Genomic DNA, 15,452 nt, shown 5'->3' with positions numbered 1-15,452 from the left:
ATCTTCCCCGATCGACCCTTGGCCCGGGCCGGTCGCGTGTCTATCTGGTCAGGAACGGCCCGACCGGCCCCAACCTCCAGCGGAGACTTTCCCATGACGATCAACACCGGTGACCGCCTGCCCGAAGCCACCCTGATGAAGGCCACCTCCGAGGGCCCGAAGCCGGTCAATGTCTCGGAAATCTTCAACGGCAAGACCGTGGCCCTGTTCGCCGTGCCGGGGGCCTTCACCCCGACCTGTTCCGCCCGCCACCTGCCGGGCTTTGCCGAGAATCTGGAAACGCTGAAGGCCAAGGGCGTCGACACCGTCGCCTGCGTCTCGGTCAATGACGCCTTCGTCATGGGCGCCTGGGCCCAGTCGCAGGAAGGGGCCGACAAGATCCTCATGCTGGCCGACGGCAATGGCGAGTTCACCCGCGCGGTGGGCCTGACCATGGACGCCAAGGGCTTTGGCATGGGCGAGCGCTCACAGCGCTATTCCATGCTGGTCAAGGACGGCGTGGTCGAGCAGCTCAACATCGAGCAGGGCGGTGAGTTCAAGGTGTCGTCGGCCGAACACCTGCTGGGCCAGCTTTAAGCCACTGCCTGTGCGCGATCCGGGCCGGACGCCTGACCCGAGCCCTGGATCGTTTCGCCATTCATGACATGGTTGACCGCGCCCAGAAGGGTGGCCGGCGTAATCGGCTTGGGCACGAAATAGGTCATGCCGGCGTCGGCACAGGCCGTGATGTCGTCGGGGCTGGTGTCGGCGGTGACCGCGATGACCGGGACCTCTGCATTGACGTTGTCCGACGCGCGCAGGCGGCGGGTCGTTTCGCGGCCGTCCAGTTCGGGCATGCGCACGTCCATGAAGATCAGGTCGAACGTCTGGGCGTCGCAGGCCTTGAGCGCCAACATGCCGTCCGCCGCCGTAGTCACCTCGCAGCCCAGCGGCTGCAGGATCAACTGGATGGCGCGCCGGTTGATGTCGTGGTCGTCGACGACCAGCACCCGCATGGGGGCGTCATCGTCCGCGGTCTCGTCAACGGGTTCGACCGGATCAATGTCGGACACAGGAGGGGGCTCGGCCGCCTCAGCTTGAACGGTTGACGGCTCGACCCGTGTGTCCTCTTGCGGCCTCGGCGCCACCGGAGCCGGCATGGGCAAGCCTCCGAGCGCGCGGGCCACAACCTCGCGACCGGCGCGATCCAGGGTCGGCAGGTCCGCGCTGTTCGACAGGGCGCGCGGGAAGCTGACCGCCACGGTAAAGCTGGAGCCCTCGCCCGGGCGACTGCGCGCGGTCAGGCGGCCGCCCATCAGTTCCGTCAGGTGGCGACTGATCGCCAGCCCCAGCCCCGTGCCGCCGTGGCGGGCGCTGACGCCCTCGGTCGTCTGGTCAAAGGGCTGGAACAGACGCGCGATCTGCGCCGCGGTCATGCCGGGCCCCGTGTCGCGCACCTCGATCAGTATGGCGTGGCCGGACGGTTCCTCGTCCCACACCGTCAGCTTCACGGTGATGCTGCCGCTCTCCGTGAACTTTACGGCATTCGAGATCAGATTGTTCAGAATCTGCCGCAGCCGCATGGCATCGCCGCGCACATGCGCCGGGACCTGGGCGGCACCCTCGATCCGCAGTCTCAGCCCCTTGGAGGCAATCGGCCGCTGCCACAGACGTGCCGTCTGGGCGATCAGGGAGCGCAGGTTGAAGTCATTGACCTCGATCGTCATGCCCCCGCCCTCGATCTTGGCGTGATCCAGCAGGTCGTCCAGCAGGGACTTCATCATCAGCCCGGCGTCGGTGATCAACTGGGCCTGATTGCGCGCGGTCCGGTCAACGGCACCGTCCTGGAGAACCCCCGCACCGGCCAGAATGGCGCTGATGGGCGTGCGAAGATCGTGTCCGACGGCGGCCAGAAACGCCTGCCGGCTTTCCATGACGCGTTCCGCCTCGACCCGGCGGCGTTCGGCGTCCAGGCGCGCGGCCTCTTCGGACCGGCGCGAGCTATCCATCCGCTGCCAGGTGCTGAGGCAGTAGGTCATGAAGACGGCGATGGCGATGGCGACCGCCGTGGCGAATGCGGCGGACGCTCCGAAGATCACCATGAAAATCGGGGTCGCGGCCAGATAGAGGAATTGCGGGGCGATGCTCAGCGCCAGCACCGTCCGGGACCGCGGGGCATTGACCACGGCATAGATGGCCCCCGACGAAAGGAGGATGGCGGCGCACACCCCGCCCATGGGCCCGCCGACCAGCCATAGCGGCACGGACAGGCTGCCGAAATAGGCCGCGTTCAGCACCAGCATCACCGACGCTGCCGCGAACCGCATAGGGCCGAAAGAGTTCGCGCGCCCGCCGTTGACCGGCCCGAACACCCACAGGTCCAGCACCTGGACGAGGAAATAGCCCGCCACCCACAGGGCCGAAAAATCCCAGCCCAGAATCGGGCTGAAGACAAGCGCGCTGGCCGCGCCCATGCCCAGACGCTGCAGCAACGCTTTTCGACGCTGCCGGATCGCTTCGACCCAGCCTGACGACAAGTCGGCCGCTGTCATGGACATTCGCATCCCCGAGTGCAGGCATATCGCCCTTTGCACCATAGTGACTCGGCAGCCCTAACGCTCCGTCAACGCCCCGTGCCTACGGCCTCGGCGACTGTGGAAAAACCATCGGCGCGCAGGCGGGCGGCCAGATCCCGCTTGATCCGGCGGACCAGACCGGGGCCCTCAAAGATCAGGGCGGAATACAGCTGTATCGCACTGGCCCCCGCCCGAATGCGGGCATAGGCCTCGGCGCCGTCCGAAATTCCGCCGACCGCGATCAGGGGCAACCGTCCGGCCGATGCCTCGACCGCCGCCGCCAGCGCCATGGCGGCGCGGGCCTGAAGCGGTGCACCCGACAGGCCGCCGGCCTCACCGGCATGGGCGGACGTCAGGGAGGCGGGCCGGTCGAGCGTCGTATTCGACACGATCAGTCCGTTCAGCCCGTACGCCAGGCTGGCCTCGACGATCCGGCCGATGTCCTCGCCCGACAGGTCCGGCGCGATCTTCAGGAACACCGGTCGGTCCACCGGCCGCGCCGCCTTGATGCGCGCCAGCAAAGGCTCCAGCGCCTCGACCGTCTGCAGGCCCCGCAGGCCGGGCGTATTCGGCGAGGACACATTGACCGTGAGATAGTCGGCCAGCCCGCCCAGACGCCGCAGCCCTGTCTCATAGTCCGCGATGCGGTCTTCGGCCTCCTTGTTGGCGCCCAGATTGGCCCCGACCACCACGCCGGGCGGACGCCGGTCCAGCCGCGCAGCAAAGGCGTCCAGCCCGTCGTTGTTGAAGCCCATCCGGTTGATGATGGCCCGGTCTTCCTCCAGCCGGAACAGGCGCGGACGGGGGTTACCGGCCTGCGGGCGGGGCGTCACCGAGCCGCATTCGACAAAGCCGAACCCCAGCCCGGCCAGACCCCGGATCGCCACCGCATTCTTGTCCAGACCGGCCGCAAGACCGACAGGGTTCGGAAGGCTCAGGCCGGCCAGCTCGGTCTTCAGTAGCGGGTCGTCCTGGCCCGGTGGCAGGGGAAGATATTTCAGGCCCGCGATGGCCAGCTCATGCGCCCGCTCCGCATCCAGTCGCCGCAGAACGGCGGTGCCGGCGTCCAGCAGGCTCACGCGCCGGCCTCCATGACCAGCCGGCCCTCTCCATCCACATGACAGGCCTCAACCGACCGCACGGCGGACAGGGGCAGCGGCACATACAGATGCGGGAACAAGGCGCCGCCCCGCGACGGCTCCCACCGCAGCGCCTCGTCCGGCAGAGCGGCAAGAGCGGCGGTGTCGATCGTCACCTTCAGAAGGTCGGGCAGGCCGCTGAAATGCCGCCGCGCCGTCTCGCCCAACTGATCGGCGGCCGACATGTGGATATAGCCGTCGCGCAGATCGACGGCCGAACCCGGATAGGCCCCGTCCACGGTCGCGACCTGCCAGTCTTCCGCATCCACCAGCTTGTAGATCACCTCTGGCCCGGTCACGCCGCCGCCTCGGCGTCGTCGGGACGGATCAGCCCCTCCAGCGTATGGCGCTCGGCCGCATCGATCGAAAAGATCGCCGCCATGCCGGTCGGGAAGCCACTGCTCAGCCGGTCGAGTACCGACGGGGCGGCCGCGCCCTCCATCAGCAATTCGACGGCCAGCTGATGGATGCCGGGATTATGCCCGATCAGGATCAGACAGCCCGCTGTGTCCATCTCTGCCTCGATAGAGGCACGCAGAATCTCGGCGTCCGCTTCGTAGAGGTCGTCGACGATCGCAACCTCGACATCCCCGAGACTGTCATGGACGATATCCCAGGTCTGGCGCGTGCGCACAGCGCCCGACACCAGCGCCCGGTCCGGCTTCAATCCGCGGCTGGCAAGGGCCTTGCCGACGCGGGCCGCATCTTCGCGCCCCCGGGCCGCGAGGGGCCGGTCCTTGTCCCGGCCGGAGGGAGAGCCGCGTTCGGCCTTGGCGTGGCGCATCAGGATCAGTCGGTGCATGGCCACGATCTAAGCGTGTTCGTCCGGCTGGGCCAGAGCCCGGCTTGCGCCTCGTCCTGCCGGGGAGGGCTGGAGCGCCGCGCCACGCAAGGGCACGCGCTCGGCCGCACCGACGGGCTGGACCCGCGCATAGGCATGCCGGGTCGCCTCAAGCAGGATCAGCCCCGCCGCCCCGGGCACCACACGGCGGCCGACCTGTTCGAACCCGTCCGCCATGCCGTAGAGCGCTGGCCAGGGCGGTACATAGAGCGTCTGTGACCAGGCGGCAGGCTCAAGCCCCACCTCGCGCACCAGCTTCTCCAGCTGGCGCCGCGTGAAGGGCCGACCATGACCAAACGGGGTGCTCTCGGCCCGGGCCCAAAGGCCGCCGCGCGCCGCGGCGACAAGGATGATCCGACCGGCGGGGGTCAGCACCCGGATCGCCTCGGCCATCAGCGCCGCCACATCGTCGGCTTCCTCCAGGGCGTGCACCACCAGAACCCGGTCAAAGCTGCCTGCGGCAAAGGGCAGCGCCCGGTCATCGACCAGCACGGAACGGTTGCGGGCGCCGCGTGGCCAGGCCTCAACCCCCTGCCCTGACGGCATGGCAGCGATCAGACGGCGGGCGCCGACGAACGCCCCCAGCCACGGCGTGGCATAGCCCAGGCCAAGCACGTCACAACCGTCGGCTTCGCCCCAGGCGGTCTCCAGCCGCTCGGCCAGCAGCCGCCGGACCAGCCGCCCCGACGGCTCGCCATAGAACAGCCTGAGGTCCTCGATCGCCATCCGCATGACCACAGGATAGCCCCGGACGGGGCCCGCCTGCTAGAGTCCGCGACATGACCCTGGACGTGCACCTGTTCCCCTGCCTGTCGGACAACTACGGCCTGCTGATCCGCGACCCGGCCACCGGCACCGTCGCCGCCGTCGATACGCCCGACGCCGACCGCATCCTTGAGGAACTGGAGGGTCTGGGCTGGGGCCGGCTGGATCTGATCCTGAACACTCACTGGCATCCGGACCACACGGGCGGCAATGCCGCGCTGAAAGCGGCCACCGGCTGCATTATCCACGGACCGGAGGAAGTGCGCCGCGCCGCGCCCCTCGACCATGTGATCGCCGACGGCGATACCGTGTCCGTAGGCCAGACCCGGCTGCGGGTGATGGCCGCCCCGGGTCACACTCTCGGCCATGTGGTCCTGCACGACGGGGAAGGGCGGACGGCCTTTGTCGGCGATGTGCTGTTCACCCTCGGCTGCGGGCGTCTGTTCGAGGGCACGCCCGATCAGATGTGGGCCAGTCTGTCCGCCCTGATGGACTGGCCGGACGAGACCGTCATCTGGTGTGCCCATGAATACACCGCGTCGAATGCCCGGTTTGCCCTGAGCGTCGATGACCGGCCCGAACTGCGCGCCCACGTTGAGCAACTGATGCGTGAGATTGAGGCGGGGCGCCCCACGGTTCCCACGACGCTGGGGGCCGAGCGGCGGTTCAATCCCTTCCTGACGGCAGGCAATGCCACGACCTTTGCCGAACGGCGCGCGGCCAAGGACAGCTTTCGCGGCTGACCTATTGGGTTTCCGAGATGACCCGCACGATCCGCGCCGAGGACGGACGCCCGGCAAACCCGGCATCGGGATCGATCACGATACGCAGCGTGCCCCGCGAGAAACTGACCTGACGAGACCCGACGTCGGTGATGATGATCCGCCGCACCCGGGCGACGTCCCCCCGCAGGCTGGGCGAGCGGGCCATGCGCACAATGGCGTCGACCGCCGTCGACAGGGCATCGGTCGCGACGGACTCCGACCCCGGCTGGATATCCATGTCAACCACGACCAGTTCACCGACGGCGCGGGTGGCCCGGTCGCTCTGGCGCAGGATGAAGTCCATCAATTGAAACGCCGTCAGCGTCGGGGCCAGAAGTTCCGGCGCCGGTCCAGCCATCGACACAGGCGCCCCCTGCGGGGCCGCGGTCGTGTAAAGGGTCATGCCGCCGTTGGGGGTGACCCTCAGAACCTGGTCCCCGGCGTCATTGCGAAAGATCACATCGCCGCGCGGTGCGGGCGATGGGCGCAGCACCCAGACTTCGGTTGAGCGGTCGAACCGCATCAGGGTGCCGGTGTTGGAGCGGTCGAGGATGAATCCCTGTCCGGTCTCGGACACATAGCGGCCGCTGTCGGGCAGGCTGGTGGCGGGGCCCCTGTCCCGCTGGGCTCGCGAGGCCTCGCTCTGGAAATTTGCGGTGACCTGGGCGTGACCGGGCAGGGCAAGGCATAGCCAGCCGAACGCGATCACCCCCGCCAGCACGGCAAGGGGTGCCGGTCGCCGTATCGCTCCGACCTGTCTCCCGCTCTTCATGGATTGAGGGATGACTCCCCACCCCGGCAGATTTTAGGCAAGGCCCTGCTCAGCCGACCAGATACTGACCGCCGTTCAGGGATAGGGTGCACCCTGTGACATATCCGGCACGTTCACCGGCCAGCCAGGACACCATGTCGGCGATCTCCTCGCCCTTGCCCAGTCGTCCGACCGGGATCTGGGCGATGATGGCGTCCAGCACCTTCTGGTCCATCGCCCCGACCATTTCGGTGTCGATATAGCCGGGCGCGATACAGTTGACGGTCACGCCCTTCCGGGCGTTTTCGAGTGCCAGCGCCTTGGTGAAGCCGATCATACCCGCCTTGGCGGCGGAATAGTTGGTCTGGCCGATCTGACCCTTCTGGCCGTTGATCGAGCTGATGTTGACGATCCGGCCAAAACCCCGGTCGCGCATGCCGGTGATGACCTGGCGGGTCATGTTGAACACCGAATCCATGTTGACGCGGATCACATCGGACCACTGGTCGGCGGTCATCTTGTGAAAGAAGCCGTCCCGGGTGATGCCGGCATTGTTGATCAGCACCTCGATCGGCCCCAGTTCGGCCTCGACTTCCTGAACGGCGCGGGCGCAGTCGTCGAACGAGCCGACATTGCCCTTGACCACCATGACGCCCAGCTCTTTCGCCGTGGCTTCGGCCGCCTCGGCATTGCCGGAATAGCCGGCGGCGACGGCCATGCCGTCTTCCTTCAGGCGCTGAACGATCGCCTTGCCAATGCCCCGGGTTCCCCCGGTGACCAGTGCCACACGTGCCATATGCGCTTCCCTGTCCCTTCGGCCGCGTCTGTTGCGGGGCCTTCCGATACAGGCATAGCGCGCCCCGGGGAGCGTGGGAACCGGTCTCCGTCAGCGGGGCGGTTGCGAGCGCGATCCCAGATGGGTGGCCAGAAAGCCCTCAAGCGAGGCCAGAAGCAGGGTTCGGTCCGGCTGACGGGTCATTGAGTGGTCGGCACCGGGAACCTCCAGAACCCACATGTTGACCCCGGCCCCCCGCATCGCTCGGTACATTTCGAAGCCCTGAGCGACCGGCACGACGTCATCGCCCGTCCCATAAGCCATAAAGACCGGAATCCTCATCTCCCGAACGCGATTGATGGGCGAGGCGCGGACGTTGCGTCCGTGATCGCCCCAGCCGACGCCGAACATGCGGGCCATCGCGTCGCGGCCGCCCCGGAACAACCGGCTGTAGTCGATGATCTGTGGAATGTCGGTGACCGGCGCGATGGCCGCGGCGCAGTTGTAGAGCTCGCCCTCCTCCACCGCCGACATCAGAGCCAGATACCCCCCGAAAGACCAACCGACCACGCAAACGCGTTCGGGGTCGGCGAGGCCTTCGGAGACCAGCCACTGCGCTCCGGCCGACACGTCCTGAAGGACAGCCTCGCTCCACTGCCGATCGCCCGCGCGACGGAAGGCTTCGCCGTATCCGCTTGAGCCCCGGTAGTTCGGCTGGAGAACGCCATATCCCAGCGAGGCCAGGAACTGCGCCAGAAAGTCGAACTCCTCGCTGTCTCGAGCGCTCGGCCCTCCGTGAGGCATGACGATGAAGGGCAGGCCCCGCGCCGCCTCTCGCTCGACGTCCGCCGGCAGGGTGAGGTAGGCGGGAATTTCGACGCCGTCGGGCGCGCCGTAGGTCACCGGCGACGTGCTTGCCGCTGCGTAGGCGTCCAGCGCGGGAGACATCCGCCAGAGCGGCTTGACCGTGTCCGAGACCAGATCGACGAGGAAGCTGCCGACCTGCCTGCCGCCGTCTCCCGTGACGACCAGGGCGTGCCGACCGTCCGGGCTGCGCGAGACAACGACCAGTTCGTCCTCTCCGGTCAAGGCCTGCAGACGCGCATGCTCGGCCCGGGCGGCGTCATTCAGCCAGAACACCCGCCTCCTGTGATCGACCCACACCACGCCGTCGACGCGGCGCCCGTCTGCGGACGGAACGATCCCATCAGCGTCAAAGTGCGGGGATTTGAACAGAGTATCGACAAAGGCGCCCTGGGCGAGGTCATAGACGTAGATCCCCACCGGACCGGGCTCGTGGTTCGAGGCCACGACAAGACGATCCGGCGAACCGTCCAGCGCGAGCGGCTGGAAGGTGGAACCCACTCCGGGCAGGGGAACGGATTCCAGGTCCGAGCCCCCTGTGGACCGACTGACAGAAGGCACGGCCGCAACGTTGCCAATCCCGACGAACACACCAGTGGCAGGGTCGAACAGCCAACGCTTGATGTCGCGGCCCCCGTTCCGGACCACCGAGAGACGGCCGGTGGTGAGGTCAGCCCGCTGCACGGCGGGCTCGTGGGGGGTAGTCCAGTTGAAGGCGATCAGGATGCCGTCGGGATCTCCGGGCAGGAGGTCGATCAACTGATCCTGAAAGGCCGGATAGGCTGTCGTCCGTCTACGCCCGGGGTCCGCGAGTTTGACGCGGTTTTTCAGGTCCGCGTCGAAGGCCGACAGTCGGGTCTCGAACATCAGGAAGCCGAAACGGTCTCCCGGCTCGCTCGTGCTGACGATCAGGCGGTCGTCGGATTTCCAGACCAGCCAGTTGGCGATGTTGTACCGGCTGAGCGTATAACCGGCCGTCGGAGCGGAAAGGTCGTCGACGTCCCAGACTTCGATGCGATAGCGGTCCTCCCGCTGGGTGATGCGTGCGATGCGTTCACCGTCCGGAGACACCGCGATGTTGTGAAATGCCGGCGCGGATCCAAAGGCGGATGCTTCAGCGGAAATCGGGGGCGTGAGAGGCAGCAGGCCGGGCCCCTGCTGCGCGTCGGCCGTCGATGGAGCGACCAACACCGCGATGATGATCGCGATCGCGCGACCCAGTTTCCATCCACGCAAATCACCCCCCCCCCGGCTCCTGCACCATCCGGCTCTAGTCGCGCCGGCTTCGGCTGACAAGGCTCAAGCCGCGTCGGCGAACCGGCTCACATCGATGACGAAGCGGTACCGAACATCCGACTTCTCCATCCGGGCGTAGGCTTCGTTGATCTGGTCCGGGGCGATCACTTCGATGTCGCAGGCGAGGCCGTGCTCGGCGCAGAAGTCCAGCATCTCCTGCGTCTCGCGGATGCCGCCGATCAACGATCCGGCAACGGAGCGACGGCGCCACAGCAGCCCCATGGCATAGACCGGCAGGCCCTCGGTGGTCAGGCCCAGCATGACCATGGTGCCGTCCTTGGCCAGCAACTGGACGTGGCTGGCGATCTCATGCGTGGCCGAGACGGTGTTGATGATCAGGTCGAACTTTTCCGCCGCGGCTGTCATCGCCGCCTTGTCGGAATTGATCAGGAAATGTTTGGCCCCCATGCGCTCGGCATCGGCCTTCTTGCGGTCCGAGGTCGACAGGACGGTAACGTCCGCCCCCATGGCCGCCGCCTGTTTGACCGCCATATGGCCAAGGCCGCCAAGGCCGATCACCGCCACCTTCGAGCCCGGCCCGACCTTCCAGTGTTTCAGCGGGCTGTAGGTCGTGATGCCGGCGCACAGCAGCGGAGCCGCCGCGTCCAGGGGGATGCTGTCCGGGATGGTCACGACATAGTTCTGGTCGACCGTGATCCGGTCGGAATAGCCGCCCTGGGTGACCTTTTGCCCCACCTCGGCGCCCTTCGGATCGGGCGAGCCATAGGTCTGGGTCATGCCGGGGACGCAATACTGTTCCTCGCCGTCAAGGCAGGGTTGGCACTGGCGGCAGCTGTCGACCATGCAGCCGACGCCGACCCGGTCGCCTTCCTTGAAGCGCGACACATTCGACCCGACCGCGGTCACCACCCCGGCGATCTCATGTCCCGGCACGATCGGATAGCGGGTATTGCCCAGATCATTCTTCGCCACATGCAGGTCGGAGTGGCAGACGCCGCAGAATTTGATCTCGATGGCTACATCGTCCGGACCCGGATCGCGCCGGTCAAAGCCATACGGCTCCAGCGGTTTGTCAGCAGCGACGGCGGCAAAGGCGCGGGTGGCGATGGGCATGGGGCGTATCCTTCAAAGAGTATCGGATGCAGGTGCGGACGACCCGCCGCAAGCGCAAGCCTACCAGTCGTTTCGCCCGTCGACATGACGGACCGGTACAGCGGTCAGATCCAGCCCCTCGAACAGGCGGGCGTTCAGGGCGATCCGGGCGGGCCGGGCCTCGCCCGTCTCGGTCGTCCAGGCCGGGGCCTCGGCATACAGGGCGCAGCCACAGGTCGCGCAGTGGAAGAAGGTCATCATCCGGTCGCCCCATTCGTAGGGCGTCAGGGCATTGGACGTGAGGTCCAGCTGGACTGTGCCGGGTGCATAATAGGCCGCCAGCGTCCCCCGCTTGGTGCAGGTCGTGCATGTGCAGTCGGTGACGATTTCCGGGGCCGTCGCCGTGAACCGGTGCGCTCCGCAATGGCAGCGGCCCTGCAAGGCCTTGGCCGTCATCCGACCCGCTCGATCAGGGCCATGGCGGCCGCCGGATTCCGCACCTTGGCACCCGCGATCATATAGGCGAACACGTCGCCCTTCTTCGCCCAGCCGCGCAGGCGGTCGGCGGCTGCGTCCAGTTCATCGGATGACATGCCGGTCGGCTCGTCCTCTCGACTGGACATGAGGCGGGCATAGGAAAAGTCGGCGGTCGGCTGGTCGATGCGCGGCCATTCCGGCGCCTCATCGTCCTCGGCATAGACGATGGCACAGCCGTATTTCGCCGCCAGATCGTAGAATTCCTGGGTGTCGAAACTGGGGTGCCGGACCTCCAGCGCATGGCGCAGGCGCACACCATCCTTCTCCTTCAGCAACAGCTTCAGGAAGCCCTCGAAATCGACGGGATCGAACTTTTTGGTGGCCATGAACTGCCAGTTAATCGGCCCCAGCTTGTCGCCCAGAGCCGTCAGCCCCTGATCCAGGAACCGGTCAAAGCTCTCCTTGCCCTCGGACAGCACCTTGCGGTTGGTGCAATAGCGGCTGGCCTTGACGGCAAAGACGAAACCGTCCGGCGTCTCGTCGCGCCACTTCATCCAGCTGTCGGGCTTGAAGGTCGAATAATAGGTGCCGTTGATCTCGATCGAGGTCAGCTTGCCGGCCGCATATTCCAGCTCGCGCTTCTGCACGAGGCCCTCGGGATAGAAGACCCCGCGCCACGGCTCATAGGTCCAGCCGCCGATGCCGATGTGGATTTTGCCGCTCACGCCCTGCTCCGTTCTGTCTGATGGCGATCAGACATCCGCAGCGGCCCGGGAGCAAGTCGAAACCCGGATGTCCTATTCGGCAGGGGGTTGCGTCGTCTCAGGGACCGCCGCCGGCGACCCGGCGGGGGACGCTTCGGGGACGGGCTGAAGCTCAGCGGGCATCGGGGCTTCGGAGTTATCGGAGACGGCGTCCAGGCCCGGCTGGCTGGCCATGACCATGATCGCGTAGATGATCAGGATCAGGGCGATCGACACCACCAGCACGACGACGATCCTCAGCCCGCTCCGGCCCTGTTTGGTCCGCTGCGCGTCGACGACCGGGCCGTCGGATTCGCGGGCGTCGGCGTCAGAGGGCTCTTCGCCGGGGCGGACATCAGTGGGCTCTTCGGGGGGGCGGTTTTCGGTGTTCATGCCAGAGGAACCCGCAAGCGCCACCGTTGTTCCGCCACGCGACCGCGCGCCGCAGCCTCAGTAGGCGTAGTCCGAATAGAGCCGCCGCACATCGCCTGCCCAGGGCCCGTGGTACAGGTCCAGCAGGCGCTCGGCCGGGGTGATGCCGCTGTCGGCCGTGTCTTCCAGTTCCGACAGATAGCCGCGCTCATCGACCAAGCCGCCGGAGAAGCGCGCCCGGTTCTTCAGCCCCTGACGCGCGATGGCCACCAGGTCGACGGCGACGTCGCGCAGCGACCGCCCGCCGATCTCGGCGCGCAGGCCCAGTCGGGTGACCTCGCGCCGCAGCCGCTCGTGATCCTCGATCTGCCAGTCCTTGCAGAGGTCCCAGGCCGCGGCCAGCGACGGCGCGTCATAGAAGATGCCCGCCCATAGCGCCGGCAGGGCGCAGATTCGACTCCAGGGACCGCCGTCGGCGCCGCGCATCTCCAGATACTGTTTCAGCCGAACCTCGGGGAACAGGGTGGTCAGGTGATCGGCCCAGTCCTTGCCCGTCGCGCGATCTCCCGGCAGGGCATCCAGCTTGCCGTCGACAAAGGTCCGGAACGACCGGCCTGACAGGTCGACATAGCGCTCGCCCCGCTTGGCGAAGTACATGGGCACGTCCAGCGCATAATCGACATAGGTCTCGAAGCCGAAGCCGTCGGCGAAGACGAAATCCAGCATGCCGGTGCGATCGGGATCGGTGGCTGTCCAGACATTGGCCCGCGCCGTCAGAAAGCCGTTGGGGCGACCTTCCGTAAACGGAGAATTGGCGAACAGGGCCGTGGCCACCGGCTGCAACGCCAGCGAGGTGCGGAACTTCATCACCATGTCGGCTTCGGAGTCGAAGTCCAGATTGGCCTGGATGGTGCAGGTGCGCAGCATCATGTCGAGGCCCAGCGCCCCCTTCTTCGGCATATAGGCGCGCATGATGTCATAGCGCCCCTTGGGCATGACCGGCACATCCTCGCGTGACCACAGCGGATCGAAACCTGAGCCGAGGAAGCCCAGTCCCAGCTCATCGGCCACCATCTTGACCTCGACCAGATGCTGGCCGGTCTCGGAACAGATGTCGTGAATGTCCTTCAGCGGCGCACCCGACAGTTCGAACTGTCCGCCCGGCTCCAGGCTGATGGAGGCGGTAAAGCCCTCTGCATTCTTGCGCTCGAGCGCAATGACGTGGCCGGCCTCCTCGACCGGGCTCCAGCCGAAGCGCTGCAGGCCCTCCAGCATGGCGCGAATGCCGGCGGGCCCGTCATAGGCCGGGCGACGCAGCGTCTCCTTGTCGAAGCCGAATTTCTCGTGCTCGGCCCCGATCCGCCATTGGTCCTTCGGCTTGATCCCTTTCGACAAGGTCCCGATCAGGGCCTCGCGGGTCAGCGGTTCGGCGTCAGGCATGAAAGGGGTCCCTCGTTCGTCTGGCCAATTGGGCAGTCCGGAGCACGGGCACAAGTGGCCTCACCGCTCCCAGTCCCCCAGCGTTGCCTGCCACAGGGTCAGCGCCGTCACCGCCGCGGTGTCGGCCCGCAGCACCCGGGGGCCCAGCGACACTGCGGTCGCACAGGGCAGGGCCCGCAGGCGCTCGCGCTCGTCCGGCGAAAACCCGCCTTCCGGCCCGATCAGAATGCCCCAGCCCCCTCCGCCCGCTTCGGGCAAGGCCGTCAGCGCCGGCGGGCCGCCCGTCTCGTCGCAGAACATCAGGCGGCGAACCGGATCCCAGGCGTCCAGCATGGCCTCGAGCGGCTCGGACGCGACGATCTCCGGCACATCCATCCGCCCGGTCTGCTCGGCCGATTCGACCGCGATCGTGTCCAGCCGGTCCAGCCGGATCGTCTGGGGCTGGGTGCGCGCCGTGCGGACCAACCGGATGCGCCGCACCCCCAGTTCGGTGGCCTTTTCGACCGCGAACTCGAGCGGGCTCTTCTTCACCACCGCCAGGATCAGTTCGACATCGGGCGGCAGGATCTGATCGCGAATCCGCTCCTCCGCCTTCAACAGACAGCCCCGCTTCAGCACCTCGGCGACCGTGCAGCGCCACTCCCCGTCCCGGCCGTTGAACACCACAAGGTCGTCGCCCGCCTTCAGCCGCATGACCTGGGTCAGATAGCGCGACTGGTCCAGCGTCGGCGCCAGGGCGGCACCGGTCGACAGGGGCTGGGGGATATGGAGGCGGATCATGGGGACGAACGATGACAGAAGCGGCTTTGACTTGCATCCCCCTGCCACCTGGGTCCACTGGATGCATGGGAATATCCAAAAAAGCCTACAAGGCAGAGCTTCACACCCTCCAGATTGCCCTGGTCGAAAGTCAGGCCCGGCTGATCGCCGAGGGCCGCAAGGTGCTGATCCTGTTCGAGGGTCGCGACACCGCCGGCAAGGACGGCGCCATCAAGCGCGTGACCGAGTTCATGGCCCCGCGCCAGACGCGGGTTATCTCCCTGCCCAAGCCCAGCGATCGCGAGCGGACCCAGTGGTATTTCCAGCGCTATGTCGCCCACCTGCCGGCCGCCGGTGAGATCGTGATCTTCAACCGGTCCTGGTACAACCGCGCCGGGGTCGAGGTGGTGATGGGGTTCTCGACGGCCGAGGAACAGTCCGACTTCATCCGCGACGTCCCGGCCTTCGAGGCCATGCTGACCGAGGCCAATATCGTCCCGATCAAGATCTGGCTGGACATCACCAAGGCCGAACAGGCCCGCCGGCTTGAGGCCCGGGTCGAGGACCCGCTCAAACACTTCAAGACCTCACCGCTGGACGCCCAGGCCCAGAAGCGCTGGCATGCCTATTCCGAGGCCCGCGACACCATGCTGCTGCGCAGCCACAGCACGCACGCGCCCTGGCTGATCGTCGCCACCGACGACAAGAAGCAGGCTCGCCTGAACGTCATGCGTCATCTGGTCGAGCGCCTCGGCGTGCACGGCCTCAGCGTCAATCCCAAGTCAGTCGATCCGGCCATCGCCTTCATGTTCGAGCCCGAGGCCCTGATCGACGGCCGCATGGCGCGGTAGGGCTGAC

General features: G+C 67.1%; 17 protein-coding genes. 3 read left to right on the top strand and 14 right to left on the bottom strand.

Features of this window, described 5'->3' with window-relative positions:
* Positions 1 to 93 precede the first annotated feature (93 nt).
* Complete coding sequence (locus V7672_RS08850; protein ID WP_335624228.1) at positions 94 to 576, top strand: peroxiredoxin; 483 nt, start codon at positions 94 to 96, stop codon at positions 574 to 576.
* Here the strand turns inward: V7672_RS08850 and V7672_RS08845 are convergent.
* The 5 genes from V7672_RS08845 to V7672_RS08825 all read right to left on the bottom strand — a co-directional run bounded on the left by V7672_RS08845 (position 573) and on the right by V7672_RS08825 (position 5,261).
* Positions 573 to 2,531, bottom strand: a complete 1,959-nt coding sequence (locus tag V7672_RS08845) for an ATP-binding protein (RefSeq protein ID WP_335624227.1) — start codon at positions 2,529 to 2,531, stop codon at positions 573 to 575. The genes V7672_RS08850 and V7672_RS08845 overlap by 4 nt on opposite strands.
* A 71-nt stretch (positions 2,532 to 2,602) precedes the next feature.
* Positions 2,603 to 3,634 carry a quinone-dependent dihydroorotate dehydrogenase gene (locus tag V7672_RS08840; protein ID WP_335624226.1) on the bottom strand — a complete coding sequence of 344 codons (1,032 nt, stop codon included), beginning with the start codon at positions 3,632 to 3,634 and terminating at the stop codon, positions 2,603 to 2,605.
* Positions 3,631 to 3,993 carry a DUF952 domain-containing protein gene (locus V7672_RS08835; protein ID WP_335624225.1) on the bottom strand — a complete coding sequence of 121 codons (363 nt, stop codon included), beginning with the start codon at positions 3,991 to 3,993 and terminating at the stop codon, positions 3,631 to 3,633. The genes V7672_RS08840 and V7672_RS08835 overlap by 4 nt, the downstream gene beginning before the upstream one ends.
* On the bottom strand, positions 3,990 to 4,496 hold the full coding sequence (locus V7672_RS08830; RefSeq protein ID WP_335624224.1) for a SixA phosphatase family protein: 507 nt from the start codon (positions 4,494 to 4,496) through the stop codon (positions 3,990 to 3,992). Before V7672_RS08830 ends, V7672_RS08835 begins: the two co-directional genes overlap by 4 nt.
* A gap of 9 nt (positions 4,497 to 4,505) precedes the next feature.
* Positions 4,506 to 5,261 carry a methyltransferase domain-containing protein gene (locus V7672_RS08825; RefSeq protein ID WP_335624223.1) on the bottom strand — a complete coding sequence of 252 codons (756 nt, stop codon included), beginning with the start codon at positions 5,259 to 5,261 and terminating at the stop codon, positions 4,506 to 4,508.
* A gap of 53 nt (positions 5,262 to 5,314) precedes the next feature.
* On the opposite strand from V7672_RS08825, the gene gloB reads away from it, so the two are divergent.
* Positions 5,315 to 6,043 (top strand): hydroxyacylglutathione hydrolase, encoded by a 729-nt coding sequence (gene gloB, locus V7672_RS08820; protein WP_335624222.1) that lies wholly within the window; start codon positions 5,315 to 5,317, stop codon positions 6,041 to 6,043.
* A 1-nt stretch (position 6,044) separates the two neighbouring features.
* On the opposite strand, the gene V7672_RS08815 is transcribed toward gloB, so the two are convergent.
* The 9 genes from V7672_RS08815 to V7672_RS08775 form a co-directional block, all read right to left on the bottom strand.
* Positions 6,045 to 6,836 carry a DUF4908 domain-containing protein gene (locus V7672_RS08815; protein ID WP_335624221.1) on the bottom strand — a complete coding sequence of 264 codons (792 nt, stop codon included), beginning with the start codon at positions 6,834 to 6,836 and terminating at the stop codon, positions 6,045 to 6,047.
* Positions 6,837 to 6,885: 49 nt separating this feature from the next.
* Positions 6,886 to 7,611: an acetoacetyl-CoA reductase gene (gene phbB, locus V7672_RS08810; RefSeq protein WP_123288561.1), complete on the bottom strand. Its 726-nt coding sequence runs from the start codon at positions 7,609 to 7,611 to the stop codon at positions 6,886 to 6,888.
* 90 nt (positions 7,612 to 7,701) lie between these two features.
* On the bottom strand, positions 7,702 to 9,690 hold the full coding sequence (locus tag V7672_RS08805; protein WP_335624220.1) for an alpha/beta hydrolase family protein: 1,989 nt from the start codon (positions 9,688 to 9,690) through the stop codon (positions 7,702 to 7,704).
* Between the two features lie 63 nt (positions 9,691 to 9,753).
* Complete coding sequence (locus V7672_RS08800; RefSeq protein ID WP_335624219.1) at positions 9,754 to 10,824, bottom strand: NAD(P)-dependent alcohol dehydrogenase; 1,071 nt, start codon at positions 10,822 to 10,824, stop codon at positions 9,754 to 9,756.
* Between the two features lie 60 nt (positions 10,825 to 10,884).
* Positions 10,885 to 11,259, bottom strand: a complete 375-nt coding sequence (locus V7672_RS08795; RefSeq protein ID WP_335624218.1) for a GFA family protein — start codon at positions 11,257 to 11,259, stop codon at positions 10,885 to 10,887.
* Positions 11,256 to 12,005 carry a DUF72 domain-containing protein gene (locus tag V7672_RS08790; RefSeq protein WP_335624217.1) on the bottom strand — a complete coding sequence of 250 codons (750 nt, stop codon included), beginning with the start codon at positions 12,003 to 12,005 and terminating at the stop codon, positions 11,256 to 11,258. Before V7672_RS08790 ends, V7672_RS08795 begins: the two co-directional genes overlap by 4 nt.
* A gap of 72 nt (positions 12,006 to 12,077) precedes the next feature.
* Positions 12,078 to 12,416 carry a hypothetical protein gene (locus tag V7672_RS08785; RefSeq protein ID WP_335624216.1) on the bottom strand — a complete coding sequence of 113 codons (339 nt, stop codon included), beginning with the start codon at positions 12,414 to 12,416 and terminating at the stop codon, positions 12,078 to 12,080.
* 57 nt (positions 12,417 to 12,473) lie between these two features.
* Positions 12,474 to 13,835 carry a glutamate--cysteine ligase gene (locus V7672_RS08780; protein ID WP_335624215.1) on the bottom strand — a complete coding sequence of 454 codons (1,362 nt, stop codon included), beginning with the start codon at positions 13,833 to 13,835 and terminating at the stop codon, positions 12,474 to 12,476.
* 60 nt (positions 13,836 to 13,895) lie between these two features.
* Positions 13,896 to 14,615 (bottom strand): 16S rRNA (uracil(1498)-N(3))-methyltransferase, encoded by a 720-nt coding sequence (locus V7672_RS08775; RefSeq protein ID WP_335624214.1) that lies wholly within the window; start codon positions 14,613 to 14,615, stop codon positions 13,896 to 13,898.
* 65 nt (positions 14,616 to 14,680) lie between these two features.
* Here V7672_RS08775 and ppk2 point away from each other — a divergent pair, with 65 nt between their 5' ends.
* On the top strand, positions 14,681 to 15,445 hold the full coding sequence (gene ppk2, locus V7672_RS08770; RefSeq protein ID WP_335624213.1) for a polyphosphate kinase 2: 765 nt from the start codon (positions 14,681 to 14,683) through the stop codon (positions 15,443 to 15,445).
* Positions 15,446 to 15,452: the final 7 nt, after the last annotated feature.

Origin of the sequence: Brevundimonas sp. (genome assembly GCF_036963785.1) — a bacterium.
In the GTDB taxonomy this organism is placed as follows: Bacteria; Pseudomonadota; Alphaproteobacteria; order Caulobacterales; family Caulobacteraceae; genus Brevundimonas.
This window is presented reverse-complemented; position numbering and strand designations above follow the sequence as displayed.

Excerpts from the sequence above, each read along its gene's own strand:
- V7672_RS08850 (WP_335624228.1), top strand. The coding sequence starts at position 94 with ATGACGATCAACACCGGTGACCGCCTGCCCGAAGCCACCCTGATGAAG.
- V7672_RS08845 (WP_335624227.1), bottom strand. The coding sequence starts at position 2,531 with ATGACAGCGGCCGACTTGTCGTCAGGCTGGGTCGAAGCGATCCGGCAG.
- V7672_RS08830 (WP_335624224.1), bottom strand. The coding sequence starts at position 4,496 with ATGCACCGACTGATCCTGATGCGCCACGCCAAGGCCGAACGCGGCTCT.
- V7672_RS08825 (WP_335624223.1), bottom strand. The coding sequence starts at position 5,261 with ATGGCGATCGAGGACCTCAGGCTGTTCTATGGCGAGCCGTCGGGGCGG.
- gloB (WP_335624222.1), top strand. The coding sequence starts at position 5,315 with ATGACCCTGGACGTGCACCTGTTCCCCTGCCTGTCGGACAACTACGGC.
- V7672_RS08815 (WP_335624221.1), bottom strand. The coding sequence starts at position 6,836 with ATGAAGAGCGGGAGACAGGTCGGAGCGATACGGCGACCGGCACCCCTT.
- phbB (WP_123288561.1), bottom strand. The coding sequence starts at position 7,611 with ATGGCACGTGTGGCACTGGTCACCGGGGGAACCCGGGGCATTGGCAAG.
- V7672_RS08800 (WP_335624219.1), bottom strand. The coding sequence starts at position 10,824 with ATGCCCATCGCCACCCGCGCCTTTGCCGCCGTCGCTGCTGACAAACCG.
- V7672_RS08795 (WP_335624218.1), bottom strand. The coding sequence starts at position 11,259 with ATGACGGCCAAGGCCTTGCAGGGCCGCTGCCATTGCGGAGCGCACCGG.
- V7672_RS08785 (WP_335624216.1), bottom strand. The coding sequence starts at position 12,416 with ATGAACACCGAAAACCGCCCCCCCGAAGAGCCCACTGATGTCCGCCCC.
- V7672_RS08780 (WP_335624215.1), bottom strand. The coding sequence starts at position 13,835 with ATGCCTGACGCCGAACCGCTGACCCGCGAGGCCCTGATCGGGACCTTG.
- V7672_RS08775 (WP_335624214.1), bottom strand. The coding sequence starts at position 14,615 with ATGATCCGCCTCCATATCCCCCAGCCCCTGTCGACCGGTGCCGCCCTG.
- ppk2 (WP_335624213.1), top strand. The coding sequence starts at position 14,681 with ATGGGAATATCCAAAAAAGCCTACAAGGCAGAGCTTCACACCCTCCAG.